This is a genomic window from Wandonia sp., from assembly GCF_984588085.1.
On sequence record NZ_CFIGVI010000001.1, the window covers coordinates 162,079 to 178,817 of the forward strand.

Sequence of the window (16,739 nt, forward strand, 5' to 3'; positions counted from 1 at the left end):
TCTTCGGAGTAATGAGCCGGTTGTTGATTACCTCTTTTTTTATGTTTGTATTCCTGCTGATTAACGGACAGGAGCAAGGATATACAGGTCCGGTTTTCAGAACGAATTCCAAAATACAGTTTCAGGGCTTTTTCGGGATAAAGGATTCAACAGTATATGGTGTCGAAACAGAATTTGGGTTGCGAAGATTACGATCTATCTATTTATCGGGATATAATAGAAATAGTCTTGAACAAATCGGACAGGTGGACATCACACCTCCTGTTGATGAGAATATAGAATGGTTACCGACTGAAATTGTTTCTTTAGAGGGAGGTATCTTTCTGTTGTCCGAGGCGAAAAACCGGAAAACAAAAGAAAGATTTCTGATGGCCCATAGAGTGGATGAAAAAGGAAATATCGCTGATCCGATATGCCTTGATACATTGGCTGCGAATAATCCCCCCGGAACGGAGTTTCATATTATCGGGGATACCTCTGATGCGTTTTTGACAGTGATGACTTTGCATCCGTTTGAGAGTTTTCAAAACCAAAAAATCACAATCAAAAATTTTGACGCAGCATTGAACTTTAACTGGTCATGGGATGTGGAATTGCCGAATAAAGACAACAATTTCAGTTTTCTGACACTTCTTTCTGATGCGCCGGACAGGATCTATTGTCTGGCTGAGCAGAAAATGAATATTTCGAACGAGTTTAATATCATCAAGGAGAACAACAAGTTCACATTATTAAGTTTCGATGTAACAAATCGGAAAGTGGAAGAGCTTGAGTTAAGGTTGGAGAACGAATGGATTCAACAGATAGAGCTGCTCAAGTCAGGAGATGATATAGTGGTTGCAGGTTATTTTTCCAATGAGCCGGAAGAGCAAATCGGTGGCATTTTTACTGTATTTCTGACACCTGATTTACAAATCCGGGATGCGGCATTGGAAGAAATTACGATTAGGGATTTTCATTTAACTGATTATTCAAACTTATCGCTAACCAACGTCAAATTGCTAAAACTCCACCGGTTTTCAAACGGAAATTATGTGGTAGTAGGGGAGAGAAGTTATAAAGAGGTTAACCCAAGATATGATATGCGTACGGACATAACATCCTATACGGATTTGTATTATTTTCAGGAAGTCTTTGTCAATATTCTTGATGAAACCGGAGTTCCGATCCGGAATATAGTAATTCCCAAATACCAGGTCACAAATAACGATATGGGGATGTATTCTTCTGTGTTTTTGGCAGAGTACTCAGATAAAATTGCGGTTTTATACAACGATAACGATAAAAATTTCAACAAACATCTTACCTCTCCTTCCGATTACCGGATAATGAGTAACTATCGGAAAAACTCAGGAGTAATGGTAGTAGTCAGTGAAGAAGGGGAAGTTGAAAAGGAACGAATTTATAAAGCTGATCTGAAAATGAATTTTCGCCCGGGAACGGCTAACCAGTTTAAGGACGGTTCACTATTTTTAATGGGGGAAAGAGTAAAACAAAACCGTGTAATAAGGATTGATTAAGCATCTTTTTCCCGTTCCGCTTTCTTTTCTGCCGGGGTAGGCTTCATCTGCCAATCTTCAGCATAGTTTACAATCCCGGGAGTTTTATCCAGTTTTGATTTATCAATTCTACCATCGAAATAAGCTCCCAACGCAGAGAAAATTTTGGGTTTAAGGTGTTTTAAAATCAACAGTGATGAATTGGCAGCTGTTGAAACAGCAATTGGAACACCCCCACCAAGGTTAGCCCAGTGACCGCTTAACAGAACATTTTTCAAAGGTGTTTTATAGTGGGCAATACGCGCCTGGTAATTATTTTTTCCGGGGCGCGCTCCCATCATCGTTCCGTCTTTATTCCCGGTATACCGATAATGCGTAATGGGAGTAGCGATATCGAGGTAGGTAATATGTGATTTAATATCTGTATCCATAGCTTCTTCTACCCTTGCTATTAGAATGTCAGCATATTCCTGTTTTATCTCTTTATACCGGTCCCCGCGAATAATATTCCCGTTGTCATCATAATCGACCCCCCAGTTATTGTATTGGTGAAAATGGGCAGGCGCATAAATGGTTAAAGTTCCTTTCCCTTCCGGCGCCATTGATTTGTCGCGTGTAGTGGGGGCAAGGACACTCAGATCACTTTTATGGGGGTCACCGGAGTTGTGATCAGAACGTTTGACAGTTGCATCTACAATTAACAACATCTCATCTCTGAATCCAAGTTCTTCAGCAGGGCAATCGAGACCTATAGAAAGTGTAACAGCCGAACTATACAATTCGGCATTTTTTAATTTGTTAAGAAACCCGGTATCAGATAGTTCCGGGTCCATTATTCGTTCATAAAGTGTTTCGACATCACAAGCAGCGACAAAATAATCTGCAGAGAAAGTCAGTTCATTTCCTTTGTGATCAGCCAGAATGTGTGTGGCTTTGTCGCCCTGATGAACTATTTTTTTTACTCTTGTCTGATAAAATATCTGATTGCCGAGCGATTTGGTAACGTATTCCAGCCATTCGGGAAAAACCTGCCCGCCACCTTTCGGTGGAAGTTGGTAATCTTTATTGTACGCCCAGGCAATGGGAATTAAGCAGGATAAAAGATCCTCTTCTGCTGCCCAGATTTGCAAAAGCTTGGGATCGGAAAAATATTTTTTAAGGCCTTTTATCACACCTTTTTCTCCCCCGTAAAATACATGAGGGACAAAAGTGAGCCCGAACTTAGCCAATTTTAACCCGTAATAGGCTTTCCCGAATACATTTCGGGTTTGCATATCCCTGAAATTGGTTGAATAGTTAGCAAAAGCTCCGGCCATTTTTTTTGCCGTGGCAAAAAATCGAAGTAGACCTTTCTTTTCGTGAGGAAACTCTCGTATAAGCTCATCCCTTAAATCATCCGGTGTATTTGTAAGAAGAAAATCAATATCCTGTGTGATAAACCGCCGGATGTTAATCTGATCTTTCGTTTCAGGGAAGTCTGTTCCGATTGCACCGAAGATACGGTGTACAAATCCCTTGGGGCCACATTGATTCAACCAGTGAATTGCTGAATCAAACCGATAGTCTTTACGTCTGAACCCGGCCAGATAACCACCTGGACGGGCATCCATTTCAAGTACAGCAACAGAGAGACCGGCTCTGCCTAACAGGGCGGCAGATGTCAGACCGCTTACTCCGGCTCCTATTATGACCACATCGTAATGACTTTTGATTTGTTCTTTCACAGTTTTGTAATGAGTTGTAAATATACTATAAAGTGAAACACTACGGGACTGATTTTGTTTTTATCAGGTAGCAATTTACTTTCTGAACGGGGGAGAATATCTGATTAGCGGGCAGTCCTATTCAACAAAATCTAGTAATTTTACGTTCTTACAAAGAAAATGATGAAATGAAGTTCATGAAAATAACAATATCTCTGGTGTTTACCTTGTTTTTAATAGTTTCTTGCGATGATACAAAGAATAAACCGGAGGAAAGAGAAGAAGAGAAGGAGACTATCGCAGTAGTCGAAGAAACGGTTGACCACGAGAAAAAATTAGCTGATCTAGGGAGACAGCTGGAGTCTGATCCGGATAACTCAAAATTGTTGACGGAGCGGGCATTGCTTTTGATGCGTATAAATAGATTGGATGAGGGATTCTCGGATATGTCAAAAGCATTTCGCCTCGACTCTCTGGATTTAGATGTCCGGAAGGCACATGGAGATTATATGTTGGCGATGACGAGAGTGCTTGCTGCCCGAAAAGACTACAGTTATGTTATTGAAAATGACCCTTCCAATGCGCAGGCCTATTTGGGAATGGCAAGAACATATGCGATAGAAGACTACTATGAAAAAGCATTTGAGTTTGCAGATGAGGCATTAAAAAGAGATAAGTTCCTGAGGGATGCCTATGAATTAAAAGGATTAATGTTTAGAGCACAAAATAAGACTGAGTTAGCAATTTCCTCGTACCAGACAGCTGTTGAAATGGACCCCGATTTTTATAGTGGATTTATCGCACTGGGAAACTTATTTGAACAAAAGAATGATCCGATAGCGTATGAATACTATAAAGCCGCTCACGAAATTGATACGGCAGGTTTAGAAGCATTACATGGGATGGCATTGTATCTTCAATACCACAATGGAGAAGTGGAAGCACAGGATTTATATCGCAAAATTCTGGAGTATGACTCTACCTATTTCATCGCCTATTATAATCAGGGTTGGATCAAGTTAGTTCTTGAGAACGAAATGGATAGTGCCACTTATTTTTTCGAACGAACATTGGAAATAGTACCGAATTATGCGGATGCATGGTATAACCTGGGGTTGTCTCAGGTGGAAAAAAACAATCGAAATAAAGCGATTGAGTGTTTTAAGAACGTTCTGAAAATAAACCCGGAGTATAAAGGGGCACAGGAACAGATTAATGATCTGTTGAAGTTGTGAGAAACCAGATTATAATACAGGCAATAGGTGAATTATTCATTCCGATTCTGGGATTCTATTGGTGGGATTGGAATTTACACTTCATTTTGCTGTTCTATTATCTTGATGTACTGGCTTCGTTGGTACTGTTTATTGTAAAAGCAGGGAAGGTAAATACGTATAGAACCGGGAAACAACTTACTATTCAGAATTATCGACCTTATCTGACAAACTACTTTTTTGTCTTGGTGGGATTGATTGGTTTTGAGATGGGAATCCTATTCGTTTATAAGGATATGAACCTGATGGCTTCGCTACTTGATTTCCTTACGTATAAAGAGTTAGGGATTCCGCAGGGAATCATTTTGTTGCCCCTTATTATCCTTATGAATTATCAGAATTACAAACTTACTTTCCTGATGAATGGTACTTTTCGCTTTTTTACTGTATCATCATTGTCTGCCATAGCCCGTTGGGTATTTGTCTTATTTGCTGTTGCAGGAATTGTATTTCTCGGAGCAAACGTATGGATTCCTATACCGGATCAGATTTGGTTATGGATACTGGTTGCCGGAAAATTAGGCTTTGATTTGTATCTTTACCCAAAGCTGGAAAACAGGGTGCTTAGAAACCAGGTCTGATGAAAGATACATTAAATATCATCCGAAAACTAACTTTTAAAAGAGTATGGAATCTGTTTCTTTTGAAAGGTTCTTTCCTTGTAGGAAGGTATTTAAAGTTGGCAAAAGTCGCAGGTACACCCTATGCGTTAAGCATTGAACCGACTACGGCTTGTAACCTGGGGTGTCCTGAGTGCCCGAGTGGATTGAAGCAGTTTACCAGAAAAACAGGAAAACTACAGTTGGATATGAACAAAAAGATTCTGGATGAAGTAGGTTCCGGAGTCTTTTATATCAATTACTATTTTCAGGGAGAACCGTATTTGCACCCTCAGTTTACTACCTTGATTCAGGAGGCAAAGAAAAGAAAGATATACACGGCAACTTCTACAAACGCTCACTTTCTGTCAGCTAAGAAAGCGGAGGAAACCGTGAGGTCGGGATTAGACAGGTTGATTATATCTATTGATGGCTTAACCCAGAAGACGTATGAAAATTACCGGGTTCATGGTAATCTGGAAAAGGTGATAGAAGGAACCAAACAAATAGTTGCGGCAAAAAGTAGACTAAAAAGCACAACGCCACATCTTATTTTTCAGTTTTTAGTAGTTCGCCAAAATGAACACGAGATTGAAGAACTTCGTCAGTTGGCAAATGAATTGGGAGTAGATGAGGTGCGATTGAAAAGTGTTCAGGTATATGATTATAAGAACGGGAACGAATTATTACCATCGGATACAAGTTACAGCAGATACAAACGTAATAATGATGGGACTTATTCGCTGAAGGCAAAAACAGGAAATCATTGCTGGCGAATGTGGAGTTCTACTGTTTTTACCTGGGATGGAATCTTGGTCCCTTGTTGTTTTGACAAGGATGCTCAACACCAGTTGGGAGATTTAAAAATACATTCTTTCCGTACAATCTGGTTCGGAGAAAAATACGCAGCGATGCGAAAGGCGATCATTACCCGACGGAATCAGATCGACATTTGTACGAACTGTTCGGAGGGAGCAAAAGTATGGGTGTAACATACAATTCGGTGGAACGAAGAAACGGATAGCTATTATACTTTATGTATCTTTGTCCTGTCAGAACAAGGAAAAAATCATGAAATATTTGGTTGTAGGTCTTGGAAATCCCGGATCTAAATACGAAAACACACGACACAATATAGGGTTCAAGGTATTAGATGCTTTTGCCAAGGAGGTCGGAGAATCCTTCTACGTAGAAAAACATGCAGAAGTGGCACGTTGTAAGTATAAAGGACGGCAGATTCTCCTTGTTAAACCGACTACTTATATGAATCTGAGTGGGAAAGCAGTAAACTACTGGATGCAACAGGAAAATATTCCTTTGGATCGGGTAATGATTGTCACAGATGACATCGCGCTTCCGTTCGGGAAATTGAGAATGAAGGGAAAAGGTAGTGATGGGGGACATAATGGATTGAAGGATATTCAGGCTGTCCTGAATACGAACCAGTATGCACGACTGCGTTTTGGCGTGGGAGATGCTTTCTTTCCAGGTCAACAATCGGACTATGTGTTGGGAGAATGGTCAAAAGAAGAGTCAGAGAAGCTTGAAGAACGCATCAAAACAGCGACTGAATTTGTTAAAGGTTTCTGCACTGTGGGAATTCAGTTAACCATGACAAACTGGAATGGAAAGTAGATTCTATAAATAGGTCTGAATTTTCGTTTAGAAGGGATAAATAAGGGATAAGTTGAAAATTGAGGGGGCAGCCCTCTTTTTTTGTTTCTTATTGTGACTTAAATTTGTGTCAAGGTTGAAGCAAAGAGTAAATAAAGAATAATCACAACATTAATAATTATATTTTGCTACTCAACTTACTATTACTGGTTTAAAAAATTAAGGAGGTTTCTAAAACCTCCTTTTTTTTATTTGTAACAATATTCGCAGTATTTGGCTTCCGGACTGTGTTCAAAAACTTCTAAACTCAACATTTCTTCACCTATATTAAGTAGTATTTGTTTCATAAGTTCAATAAACTCAGGGTTGACTTCAGTTATTTCAGAGCGTTTGGGAAAATGTAAAGACTGGAATCCTTTGGAAAGAGCAGTCAGAGAAACAACCCCTGTTGCGTCAGGTATACTGTTTTCAGCATAATAATACAGGACATTGTATATCCCCAACTGTAGCGTGAATTTATGCTTGGTAAGTTCTTTTTTCAATTTGGGATAGTCCGGAATAGGAGAATAAGACGAAAAATTGAATTTCACATCATCTCCTTTACAATTTCCGGTTTTATAATCTACGATTCTTCTTTTATTTCCCCAGTTATCAATACGATCGATAAGCCCCAATAGTTTGAAAGGATACTTTTTCTTTTCCCATTCTATTTCGAATTCGATCTCAATTTTATTTTCAAGTGATTCGATATAGAGCTCCTTGTCCGGATTTTCTTCAAGCATTTTCTTTTCGGCCCGTAAAAACCGGTCAATCTGATAGGAAGCCATTTCGAAGGAAAGAAGATTTCGTCCTTTTTCGAAGGTTTCTTTCTCTGCATTGAATACTTCGGACACCTGTTTTTGTAACTCAACAGGATAAACTTTCAACATTTTTTCAATATCGTAAGTGGTAACCTGAATCTTTTTTTCGACAAATGGAGTATAGAGGGCTTCCAGTGTTCGGTGTACGATATCTCCGAATGTACTGCTTTCCATCTCTTCTTCCACCTCTTCATTCTCATACAATCCAAGTATGTACCGGTAATAAAAATCCAGAGGGCAGGTAATGAATTTTTTGAGCGCAGAAGCGGAAACCCCCGAACTGAAAAAATTCAGAATAGCTTCGGTTATTTCCTTTGTCCGTTCTATCTGAACAGGGTGACTTTCTTCCTTTTCGAGAAGAAAGGTCTTTTCCGACCAGTTTATTTTTTTATTCTCCCTGGCAAGCTCCAACTCCAGTTGGCGTAAATAGCGGCTGGGTTCATTCGTTGCTATTCCTTCTCCCGGGGCATTATTGTAAGTGATGTAAATATCTTTTGCCGAGGGAAGCAGTCTGTAAAAGTGGTGAGCAAATAAAGCATCCTTTTGTGTGGGAGTCGGAAGCCCGAAATACCTCCTGAGATCCATAGGTATAATGGTCTGAATATGATTTCCGGGAGGCATTTTTCCTTCATTCATTCCAATAACAATTAGTGTTTCAAAATCCAGCATCCGTGTTTCCAGTAATCCCATTATTTGTAACCCTTCTGTGGGGTTTCCATAATAAGCTACTGCCTTATTCATCCAACTGGGATTGAAGAGTTGTTTGAATGTAAATAAACCGATGGATGGAGATTGAGAATGGAAAACAGGAACCATCTCGCGTACAACCGAGTCAAACTGGTTGATTGCACTTCGTTCCAGAAGATCCTGTTGTATATCGAAGCAGGGAAATAATAGGGCGTTGATTGCATGCATACGTTGCAAAGCGTCTCCCCAATTGTCCTCCCAGGCTGAGAATACAAGGCGTATCAGCTCATTCAGTTTTTCCGATAGTTCCGGAAAATCCGGTTTCGAGAAAAGCCTGTTCTTTTTAATGATACGCAATTGTATCGCTTCAATTTCCCGGACATCTTTTTCCGAAGCCAGCTTGTGTACAAACGGATGTCGGAAAAACCGGACAATCGTTTTGTGATATACTGCTTTTGTTTTAAAGTAATGTATATTCTCCTGGGCTTCAAATAACAAATCTACCCACGTTCGGAGTAGGGTGTTTTTTAACGGAAGCCCGAGGGTAATATTAGCTTCTTTCGCTTTTAGAGGAATGTGCTTAATTGCGGGGACAATAAGCGACTCATCAGCAAGAAGCAAAAGTGTTTTTTTAATTTTTTCTTCCGGAAAGCTCTCAAGTACCGTCATAGCAGCTTTCACCTGACTCGTTGGCTGTGCACAAGCGATTATTTCGATGTTTTTTTCTTCTTTAAGAAGAAGATCCGAAGTGTAAATCTGAGCACCCGGTACCTGTTGTTTTAATTCACGGATAAACGTTCCGGCTTCATGTTGACGGTCGTCGAGAAAAAAACGGTCCGCTTCCAGCAAAATATGACCACGTCCTGTTTGTTGTAACTGCTTCATGATACTGATCTCTGCGGGAGAGAGTGCATTAAATCCAACGAACAGGAAATGAGCATCTTTATTTTCTCTGAAGCACAAATCGATATTTTCGGCTACTTTACGGTACGCAGCTCCGTTATATATTTTTCCGGATTTCGCTAAGCGAAGCTGTAGTGTTTGATAATAGGTTCCCAATTTATCCCAGAACTCCATAAATCGCTTTTGATTTTCTGTAAGCTCTTTAGTAGAATCAAAAGACCAGTTCTCAATATCCTTCACATCCCGAAGGTTTTTAAAGAGGTCAGAAGGATTGATTAAATACCTGTCAATTTCATCACAATCGCTCAGTAGTGTTTTTCCCCAACGCATAAACTCGTCAAATGATTCTTTCTGATCAGCGAGGGAAAGGTGCACTTCATACAATTGAAATAATAATTCGGTCTGAGAGAGAACTGTTTCGGAAACCAGTTGTTGTATCCAGGTGTTAATCGTAATGAATCTCGGAGAAAAGAAAGGCTTTTGCACAATGGAAAAAAGCTCTTCCTGAATATACTTACCCGCACGCTGAGAAGGCAAAACAACGGTTACCTGTGATTTCTCAGGATATTGATCGTGGATGAATTGAGCTATGTTTCTTACAAACGGGAGCATTTTCTGAAGATTTCTTCGAAATTAACAAAAGAACTCATAAATTTATTTGGTGAGAACTAAATAATTTTTATTTTTGACGAAAATATCGTCAATAAAACGACAAAAAATATAGCGACATGACGACATTAAAGGTTGGAGACAAAGCGCCGGATTTTTCGGTAACAGATCAGAATGGTAAAGCTCACACGCTGGCAGATTATTCAGGTAAAATTTTGGCAATTTATTTTTATCCGAAAGATATGACTCCCGGATGCACGGCACAGGCTTGTGACTTGCGGGATCACGAAACCGTTCTGATGAATAAGAATATACAGGTAATCGGGGTGAGTGCAGATGATGAAAAGCGGCACGCAAAATTTGCCGAAAAGTATGATCTGCCTTTTCCCCTTCTGGCAGATACGGATTTGACTATGATCAAAGCGTATGGTGTTTGGGGACCTAAAAAGTTTATGGGAAAAGAATACGAAGGAATTCACCGTACAACGTTTATCATTGACGAAAAAGGTATAATTAAAGCAATTATAGAAAAAGTAAAAACAAAAGAACACGCTGCACAGATTCTTGATGTTTTATGAAGAACGTAAATATTTTACGTACCGGCAGACCTAAATTTGTAGAAAAATAGAAAACATGGCAAATTCGAAAGAGATCAATAAAGAGAAATTGAAAGCACTTCAGCTGACGATGGATAAGATGGAGAAAACCTTTGGAAAAGGAGCTGTAATGAAGCTTGGTGATGCTCCGATTGAAAAGCTGGATGTTATTCCGACCGGTTCGGTAACACTGGATCTTGCTTTGGGGGTGGGAGGTTTTCCGAAAGGACGTGTAGTTGAGATATATGGTCCTGAATCATCCGGTAAGACTACCCTGGCGATACATGCAATCGCAGAAGTCCAGAAGCAGGGAGGAATTGCTGCCATTGTCGATGCAGAACACGCTTTTGATCAGTTTTATGCTGAAAAATTGGGTGTTGATGTAGCGAATCTTTTAATTTCTCAACCGGATAATGGAGAGCAGGCTTTAGAGATTGCTGACAACCTTATTCGTTCCGGAGCTATTGATCTTTTGGTGGTGGATTCTGTTGCTGCACTTACACCAAAAGCTGAGATTGAAGGAGAAATGGGGGATTCTCAAATGGGGCTTCAGGCGCGTTTGATGTCTAAGGCTCTACGAAAACTTACCGGATCAATTAATAAGGCCAACTGTTGTTGTATTTTCATCAACCAGTTACGGGATAAGATTGGAGTGATGTTCGGAAATCCGGAAACGACGACCGGAGGAAATGCCCTGAAATTTTACTCTTCGATTCGTTTAGATATCCGCCGTGCCAATCAAATTAAAGACGGAGAAGAAGTGATTGGTAACCGGGTTAAAGTAAAAGTAGTTAAGAACAAGGTTGCACCACCGTTTAAGAAAGCTGAATTTGATATTATGTACGGAGGCGGAATCTCAAAAGTGGGTGAAATTATAGATTTGGGTGTGGAGTTAAATATCCTGAAAAAAGCAGGTTCCTGGTTCTCTTATGGAGAAACACGTCTGGGGCAGGGACGAGATGCGGTAAAAACATTGATCGCAGATAACCCTGAACTCATGGATGAACTGGAATTGAAAATCAAAACAGCATTAAATGGCTCAGAGGTAGTAGAGAATGATGAACCGATAACTACCGGTGAAGAATAGAAAGAACAACATCTTAACAGATGAGAGAGCCTGTGAAATTTTTCACAGGCTTTTTGCTTTCTGCAAAACAGCAATTTATTCTATAAATTGATTAACTTAGCTAGAAGATTAACTTATAACTACAAAGCTATTAATGAATTCAGGATTCCTGCTGACATACTATTTGCCGGATAATGTGGTGACGAATGAAGAATTGGCAGATCAGTTCCCTGATGTGACACCTGAACAAATATTTAAGCAGTCGGGAGTTAGAAAAAGATACCTTACCAATCCTGATGAAATTGGATCTGACTTAGCTTGTAAAGCAGCAAAAAAGCTCTTTTTGGAAAATGAGTCACTTGTTGTTGAGGAAATCGATTTACTGATAATGTGTACATTATCTCCGGATTTTAAAGCCCCATCTACTTCTGTTTTTGTGCATGAACAGCTTGGGCTAAGGGAAGATTGTCTTAGTATTGATGTACCAATGGGCTGTTCAGGATATATATATGGACTTAGCCTTATTAAAGCAATGATCACAGCGGGTTTGGTAAAAAATGCTCTTTTTTTACTGGCTGAGACTTCTTCCCACGCAACACATTCGGAGGACTTGTATCTAAGAATGATATTTAGTGACGGTGCATCCGCAACCTATATATCAAAGGAGGGGATCGATAAAATTGGGGATTTTGTCTTTGGTACTGATGGTAAAGGAGCAAAGTCTTTGTTTGTAGACAGAAGTGCTACCCGGAATCCGGTTGACCAAAACTGGATTACTCAATACAAAGATGAACCGGGGAATATGCTGAATGGTAGAATGTACATGGATGGAGCAGAAATAGTTACGTTCGCAATACGTAGAGTACCAAAACTGCTTGCTGAAACATTAGAAAAGAATAACCTGAGTTTTGATGATATAGATTTGTTCATTTTTCACCAGGCAAGTGGTTTTATCCTACATGTATTACGGAGGAAATGTAAAATTCCTGAAGATAAGTTTTTCGTTTATTTAGAGGAAGTTGGTAATACCGTTTCAAGTTCCATTCCTATTGCTCTGAAAGAGGCTATTGTTCAGGGAAAGGCAAAAAAAGGGATGAAAATCATGCTTTTGGGTTATGGTATCGGATACACATGGGGAGGAACCGTTATTAAATTATGAGGTTATGACAGTTGTTGAATTTACAAGACTACTTGAAAAAGAGTTCGAAGATATAGAAGAAGGAACATTAATACCTTCAATGAATTATAGGGAAATTCCTGAATTCAGTTCTATGCATGCCCTTATCTTAATCGCTTTGATAGATAGTGAGTTTGATGTCTTGTTGAATGGAGAAGATTTACGATCGGTGAACACGATAGAGGAATTGTTTAATCTTGTAACTGAAAGGTTATGAGTGTTGTGAAGACTTCTGGTGTACAGATTGAAGCCATTTCGGCCTGTGTTCCGAGAAGAATTGTCAAAACGGAAGACTATCCGCTGTTTACTAAATCTGAACTGAAATTCTTCCAGTCTGGAACAGGTGTAAAGGAACGGAGATTTGCAGATAGCAATGTTTGTGCATCGGATTTATGTGAGCGGGCTGCCCGTGCTTTTTTTGATTCAGGAATAACAAAACCGGAAGAAATAGGAGTCATTATCTTTGTTACGCAGTCACCGGATTATATTCTTCCGGCAAGTGCAATCCTTCTTCAGGAGCGGTTACAACTTGGAAAAAATGTGCTTGCTTTTGATATTAATTTGGGTTGTTCGGGCTATGTCTATGGATTAAGCGTTATTTCATCATTGATGGCAGCTTCAAATATAACGAAAGGACTTCTTTTGTGCGGTGATGTTTCCTCCCCTTCGCTTAGCTACGAAGACAAGAGTGTTTACCCGTTGTTTGGTGATGCGGGTACAGCTACTCTTTTACGTAAGGGGGAGGCAGAATCGATATTTAATTTACAGACAGATGGAAGCGGGCATGCCTCTATAATAATTCCCGGAGGAGGGACACGAAATCCGGTTTGTAGTACTACGTTTGAGAAGAAAGATTTTGGAAATGGTATCATAAGAGCAGATCGGGATTTACACCTGGATGGTGTAGAAGTTTTCAATTTTGCGTTGAGAGAGGTAAAACCTAATGTTGCAGCGGTATTGCACGCAGCTGGGGTGGAACAGGATGATATTGATTACCTGATTATGCATCAGGCGAACAAATTGATGAACGAAACCGTTCGCAAAAAGATGAAATTCCCGGAAGAAAAAGTACCCTACTCAATTGATGTATATGGTAATACGAGTTCTGCCTCTATACCGTTGACGATTGCCCATTGTTTTACAAATGATGAGTTATCAGGAAAGAAGAAATTATTGCTAAGTGGTTTTGGAGTAGGATATTCCTGGGGAAGTGCAATTGTTCAAACAGAGAATTTGAAGGTGATCCCGGTAATAGAGTTTGATGAATGAGATTAAGAAATAAGAGAATACTGGTTACAGGTGCTTCGAGTGGTATTGGAAGGGCAACATGTATAAAGGCTGTAGAAGAAGGTGCCACTATCATTGCAGTTGCAAGAAGAGAAAATCTGTTGATAGAATTGATAAAACTACTGGACGAAATTTCTACTGAAAAACAAGCGTATTATGTATGCGATATAACAGATGGAGAACAGTTAAAACGCCTTTCAGAAAGTATAGATAAAGTGGACGGTGTTGTTCATTCGGCAGGGATGGTTTTTCCGCTTCCTGTTAAGTTTATAAAAAGAAAGCACTTGGACAAGGTTTGGAATCTGAATACGTTTGCGCCAATTGAACTAACAGGGTTGTTGCTAAGTAAAGGGAAAATCAGAAACGAAAGCTCATTGGTATTTTTGTCCTCTATATCGACAAAACACCCGTATTTTGGAGGTGCTATATATGTTTCCTCTAAAGCTGCTTTGGAAAGTTATAGCCGAAACCTTGCCTTAGAATTAGCACCTAAGAAAATCCGGTCAAATGTTGTTTCTCCAGCGTTAGTGAAAACAGCAATTTTTGAAGAAACGGTAAAAGCTACCGATCCCGATAAGCTGGAAACCTACGAAAAGCAGTATCCGTTTGGACTGGGAACTCCAGAGGATGTTGCCAATGCAATACTGTTTTTTCTTTCATCTGATTCGCAATGGATAACCGGGCAAAACCTTGTTATGGATGGAGGGTTAACACTAAGTTCAAGTCAGCAAACATGAGACAAGTACGATCTATATCGATTATAATACCTGTTTTTAACTCAGAAAACTGTATAGTAGAGTTACTGGAAAGACTTACGGTTGTTTCACGGCAACTTGATCTACAAACAGAAATTATAGCGGTGGATGATGGTAGTGGTGATAATTCCTGGGAAGTTTTAAAAAGTATCGGAGAGCAAAGTGTATTTCCAATAAAACGAATCCGTTTGTCCCGCAATTTTGGCCAGCATCATGCTCTGATTTGCGGGATGTCAAAAGCGAAAGGAGATGTGGTTATAACGATTGATGACGATCTTGAGTTTTTACCGGAAGATATCCCTGTTCTTTTGGAGAGGTATTTATCCGGAAATTCGGAAGTGGTATATGGTGTTCCTCAGTCAAAGAAAATTTCGGCCTGGAGAAAATTTCAGTCATTTTGTTATAAAAAGTTAGCTAGGTGGGTTAATAAAAGTGGTGTGGGGTCAAGTTTTAGGTTGTTGTCTTCATCTTTGGTAAAAGAAATCGTCAAACATTCCAGCCCATTTATCTTTATTGATGAACTTTGCTTGTGGTATACAGATAAAGTGGAGGTGGTACAGGTACGTCACGAATTGTCAAAACGTTCGCGTTCGAATTATAATTCATTCAAACTGATGGCGCTTACTTCAAACCTGATATTAATTTCGTCAACATTTCCCTTGAAATTAATAACAAGACTGGGCTTTATTTTGATGTTAACCAACTTTTTTATCGGTTTTTATATCATCATCCAAAAGATGTTCTTTTCGATAAAAGTACTGGGGTATACCTCATTGATCGTCAGTATTCTTTTTTCGACGGGTATCATCTTATTTAGCTTAGGAATCATAGCTCAGTATGTCTCAAAGATTCTTTTATCCCAGTATGGAAAGCCATCATATCATATAGCGGAGGAAATATGATTATTGAACAGTACGGTATACGATTGAAGAGAGTAGAGTTCAACGATATTGAACTTATTCGTCGCTGGAGAAATGACCCGACTATCCGAAAGGTAATGGAGTATAAAAAGAGAATTTCGAAAGAAATGCAACAAGAATGGTTTCAATCCATTAATACTCCTTTCAACTATTATTTCCTGATTATGGTTGGTGATGAACCGATAGGAGTTTTGAATTGTAAAAATATAAACCTGGAAGAAGGTTATGGCGAAGGAGGAATTTTTGTCTGGAAACATAATGCAGGAGAATATACTCCCGTTTTTGCCAGTTTGTGTTTTTTAAATGTTGTCTTCACCGAACTCGATATTTTTAATAAGTCATTTATAAAAGTGCATAAAGAGAACAAGAAAGCAATTGTCTTCAATCGTTCTCTGGGTTATGTACTTGTGCCTGGACAGCAGAGTAGAGACTTTCAGTATTATGTGCTGACAAGAGAAGATTATAAGAAAAAATCACAAAAATGGATAAAACTTGCAGAGAAGTTGAGTGGGGACAAGGGTAAACCGAAGATTTGGGGAGTGCCCGGACCTCTGAATTTAGATGTTATTAATGAAAAATTATCATCCTAAACGTCTTAACCATTCTTCTTTAGGTGCTATCTGTAGGAGTACTTCATCAGTAAGGTTCTCAAATTTGTAACGGGCAATTTCTTTTGCTCCGTAGACTGAATCGGGAACAGGAGTATCAATCATAAGTACCCAACGATCTTCGTCTGTTCTGTTCCAGGCCTCATGTAATTCTCCATCATTGAAAGAGAAGGTATTGCCCTCTTTCCAAAGAACACTTTCCGATTCTGTTTTGAAACCAATATCGCCATCAGGAACTTTTAGGCCTAGATGTGTTCTCATAACCTGTTTGGAATAACCAATATGGGGACGAATCTCTGTCCCGGGCAGTAGGATCGAAAACTCGGCACTAATTAATTCTGGAATAACCTGTATGATCTCATGCGTTTTGGGAAAGTGAGTGATAAATTCAGGATTTTCTATTGTAAAAAAGACTAATGGAATAGTTCTCCACCCATCTTTATTCGTATACGCTTTGTAGTTGTTGTGAAGCGATGATACAGAACACTCCCGTAGAAAATGAAAAAGTTCTTCACGGATTACTGAATAGCTTGATTTTAAAATGGGTAACCAACTGTGTTCAATGGAGTATAGCATTTTTCA

Annotated in this window: 16 protein-coding genes; 13 read left to right on the plus strand and 3 right to left on the minus strand. The window is 39.3% G+C overall.

Features of this window, described 5'->3' with window-relative positions:
- The first annotated feature begins 41 nt into the window (after positions 1-41).
- Positions 42-1,520: a hypothetical protein gene (locus AC4PL9_RS00710; RefSeq protein ID WP_491602876.1), complete on the plus strand. Its 1,479-nt coding sequence runs from the start codon at positions 42-44 to the stop codon at positions 1,518-1,520.
- On the opposite strand, the gene AC4PL9_RS00715 is transcribed toward AC4PL9_RS00710, so the two are convergent.
- Positions 1,517-3,223, minus strand: coding sequence for a phytoene desaturase family protein (locus AC4PL9_RS00715; RefSeq protein ID WP_491602877.1), 1,707 nt, complete (start codon positions 3,221-3,223; stop codon positions 1,517-1,519). The two genes, AC4PL9_RS00710 and AC4PL9_RS00715, sit on opposite strands and share 4 nt — an antisense overlap.
- Positions 3,224-3,399: 176 nt before the next feature.
- On the opposite strand from AC4PL9_RS00715, the gene AC4PL9_RS00720 reads away from it, so the two are divergent.
- From AC4PL9_RS00720 to pth, 4 genes are all read left to right on the plus strand, one after another.
- Positions 3,400-4,437, plus strand: a complete 1,038-nt coding sequence (locus AC4PL9_RS00720; RefSeq protein ID WP_491602878.1) for a tetratricopeptide repeat protein — start codon at positions 3,400-3,402, stop codon at positions 4,435-4,437.
- Positions 4,434-5,057, plus strand: coding sequence for a hypothetical protein (locus tag AC4PL9_RS00725; protein WP_491602879.1), 624 nt, complete (start codon positions 4,434-4,436; stop codon positions 5,055-5,057). Before AC4PL9_RS00720 ends, AC4PL9_RS00725 begins: the two co-directional genes overlap by 4 nt.
- The gene (locus tag AC4PL9_RS00730; protein ID WP_491602880.1) at positions 5,057-6,067 is read left to right on the plus strand and encodes a radical SAM/SPASM domain-containing protein; all 1,011 of its coding nucleotides are present in this window, start codon (positions 5,057-5,059) and stop codon (positions 6,065-6,067) included. Before AC4PL9_RS00725 ends, AC4PL9_RS00730 begins: the two co-directional genes overlap by 1 nt.
- A 79-nt stretch (positions 6,068-6,146) precedes the next feature.
- The gene (gene pth / locus AC4PL9_RS00735) at positions 6,147-6,710 is read left to right on the plus strand and encodes an aminoacyl-tRNA hydrolase (RefSeq protein WP_491602881.1); all 564 of its coding nucleotides are present in this window, start codon (positions 6,147-6,149) and stop codon (positions 6,708-6,710) included.
- A 227-nt stretch (positions 6,711-6,937) separates the two neighbouring features.
- On the opposite strand, the gene AC4PL9_RS00740 is transcribed toward pth, so the two are convergent.
- The gene (locus AC4PL9_RS00740) at positions 6,938-9,751 is read right to left on the minus strand and encodes a PD-(D/E)XK nuclease family protein (protein ID WP_491602882.1); all 2,814 of its coding nucleotides are present in this window, start codon (positions 9,749-9,751) and stop codon (positions 6,938-6,940) included.
- 116 nt (positions 9,752-9,867) lie between these two features.
- Here AC4PL9_RS00740 and bcp point away from each other — a divergent pair, with 116 nt between their 5' ends.
- The 8 genes from bcp to AC4PL9_RS00780 all read left to right on the plus strand — a co-directional run bounded on the left by bcp (position 9,868) and on the right by AC4PL9_RS00780 (position 16,139).
- On the plus strand, positions 9,868-10,326 hold the full coding sequence (gene bcp, locus AC4PL9_RS00745) for a thioredoxin-dependent thiol peroxidase (protein WP_491602883.1): 459 nt from the start codon (positions 9,868-9,870) through the stop codon (positions 10,324-10,326).
- Positions 10,327-10,381: 55 nt separating this feature from the next.
- Positions 10,382-11,431 (plus strand): recombinase RecA, encoded by a 1,050-nt coding sequence (recA, locus tag AC4PL9_RS00750; RefSeq protein ID WP_491602884.1) that lies wholly within the window; start codon positions 10,382-10,384, stop codon positions 11,429-11,431.
- 133 nt (positions 11,432-11,564) lie between these two features.
- Positions 11,565-12,569: a 3-oxoacyl-ACP synthase III family protein gene (locus AC4PL9_RS00755; protein ID WP_491602885.1), complete on the plus strand. Its 1,005-nt coding sequence runs from the start codon at positions 11,565-11,567 to the stop codon at positions 12,567-12,569.
- Positions 12,570-12,573: 4 nt separating this feature from the next.
- Positions 12,574-12,804, plus strand: coding sequence for a hypothetical protein (locus tag AC4PL9_RS00760; protein ID WP_343785089.1), 231 nt, complete (start codon positions 12,574-12,576; stop codon positions 12,802-12,804).
- Complete coding sequence (locus AC4PL9_RS00765) at positions 12,801-13,856, plus strand: 3-oxoacyl-ACP synthase III family protein (protein ID WP_491602886.1); 1,056 nt, start codon at positions 12,801-12,803, stop codon at positions 13,854-13,856. Before AC4PL9_RS00760 ends, AC4PL9_RS00765 begins: the two co-directional genes overlap by 4 nt.
- Positions 13,853-14,611, plus strand: coding sequence for an SDR family NAD(P)-dependent oxidoreductase (locus AC4PL9_RS00770; RefSeq protein WP_491602887.1), 759 nt, complete (start codon positions 13,853-13,855; stop codon positions 14,609-14,611). Before AC4PL9_RS00765 ends, AC4PL9_RS00770 begins: the two co-directional genes overlap by 4 nt.
- Positions 14,608-15,531 (plus strand): glycosyltransferase, encoded by a 924-nt coding sequence (locus AC4PL9_RS00775; RefSeq protein ID WP_491602888.1) that lies wholly within the window; start codon positions 14,608-14,610, stop codon positions 15,529-15,531. The genes AC4PL9_RS00770 and AC4PL9_RS00775 overlap by 4 nt, the downstream gene beginning before the upstream one ends.
- Entirely contained in the window at positions 15,528-16,139 is a 612-nt protein-coding gene (locus AC4PL9_RS00780) for a GNAT family N-acetyltransferase (protein ID WP_491602889.1), read from the plus strand. The genes AC4PL9_RS00775 and AC4PL9_RS00780 overlap by 4 nt, the downstream gene beginning before the upstream one ends.
- On the opposite strand, the gene AC4PL9_RS00785 is transcribed toward AC4PL9_RS00780, so the two are convergent.
- Positions 16,131-16,733: an aspartyl/asparaginyl beta-hydroxylase domain-containing protein gene (locus AC4PL9_RS00785; protein ID WP_491602890.1), complete on the minus strand. Its 603-nt coding sequence runs from the start codon at positions 16,731-16,733 to the stop codon at positions 16,131-16,133. The genes AC4PL9_RS00780 and AC4PL9_RS00785 overlap by 9 nt on opposite strands.
- Positions 16,734-16,739: the final 6 nt, after the last annotated feature.

Bases quoted from the DNA above. Each gene is read 5' to 3' on its own strand.
- AC4PL9_RS00710 (WP_491602876.1), top strand. From the start codon at position 42: ATGTTTGTATTCCTGCTGATTAACGGACAGGAGCAAGGATATACAGGT.
- AC4PL9_RS00720 (WP_491602878.1), top strand. From the start codon at position 3,400: ATGAAAATAACAATATCTCTGGTGTTTACCTTGTTTTTAATAGTTTCT.
- AC4PL9_RS00730 (WP_491602880.1), top strand. From the start codon at position 5,057: ATGAAAGATACATTAAATATCATCCGAAAACTAACTTTTAAAAGAGTA.
- pth (WP_491602881.1), top strand. From the start codon at position 6,147: ATGAAATATTTGGTTGTAGGTCTTGGAAATCCCGGATCTAAATACGAA.
- AC4PL9_RS00740 (WP_491602882.1), bottom strand. From the start codon at position 9,751: ATGCTCCCGTTTGTAAGAAACATAGCTCAATTCATCCACGATCAATAT.
- bcp (WP_491602883.1), top strand. From the start codon at position 9,868: ATGACGACATTAAAGGTTGGAGACAAAGCGCCGGATTTTTCGGTAACA.
- recA (WP_491602884.1), top strand. From the start codon at position 10,382: ATGGCAAATTCGAAAGAGATCAATAAAGAGAAATTGAAAGCACTTCAG.
- AC4PL9_RS00755 (WP_491602885.1), top strand. From the start codon at position 11,565: ATGAATTCAGGATTCCTGCTGACATACTATTTGCCGGATAATGTGGTG.
- AC4PL9_RS00760 (WP_343785089.1), top strand. From the start codon at position 12,574: ATGACAGTTGTTGAATTTACAAGACTACTTGAAAAAGAGTTCGAAGAT.
- AC4PL9_RS00765 (WP_491602886.1), top strand. From the start codon at position 12,801: ATGAGTGTTGTGAAGACTTCTGGTGTACAGATTGAAGCCATTTCGGCC.
- AC4PL9_RS00770 (WP_491602887.1), top strand. From the start codon at position 13,853: ATGAGATTAAGAAATAAGAGAATACTGGTTACAGGTGCTTCGAGTGGT.
- AC4PL9_RS00775 (WP_491602888.1), top strand. From the start codon at position 14,608: ATGAGACAAGTACGATCTATATCGATTATAATACCTGTTTTTAACTCA.
- AC4PL9_RS00780 (WP_491602889.1), top strand. From the start codon at position 15,528: ATGATTATTGAACAGTACGGTATACGATTGAAGAGAGTAGAGTTCAAC.
- AC4PL9_RS00785 (WP_491602890.1), bottom strand. From the start codon at position 16,733: ATGCTATACTCCATTGAACACAGTTGGTTACCCATTTTAAAATCAAGC.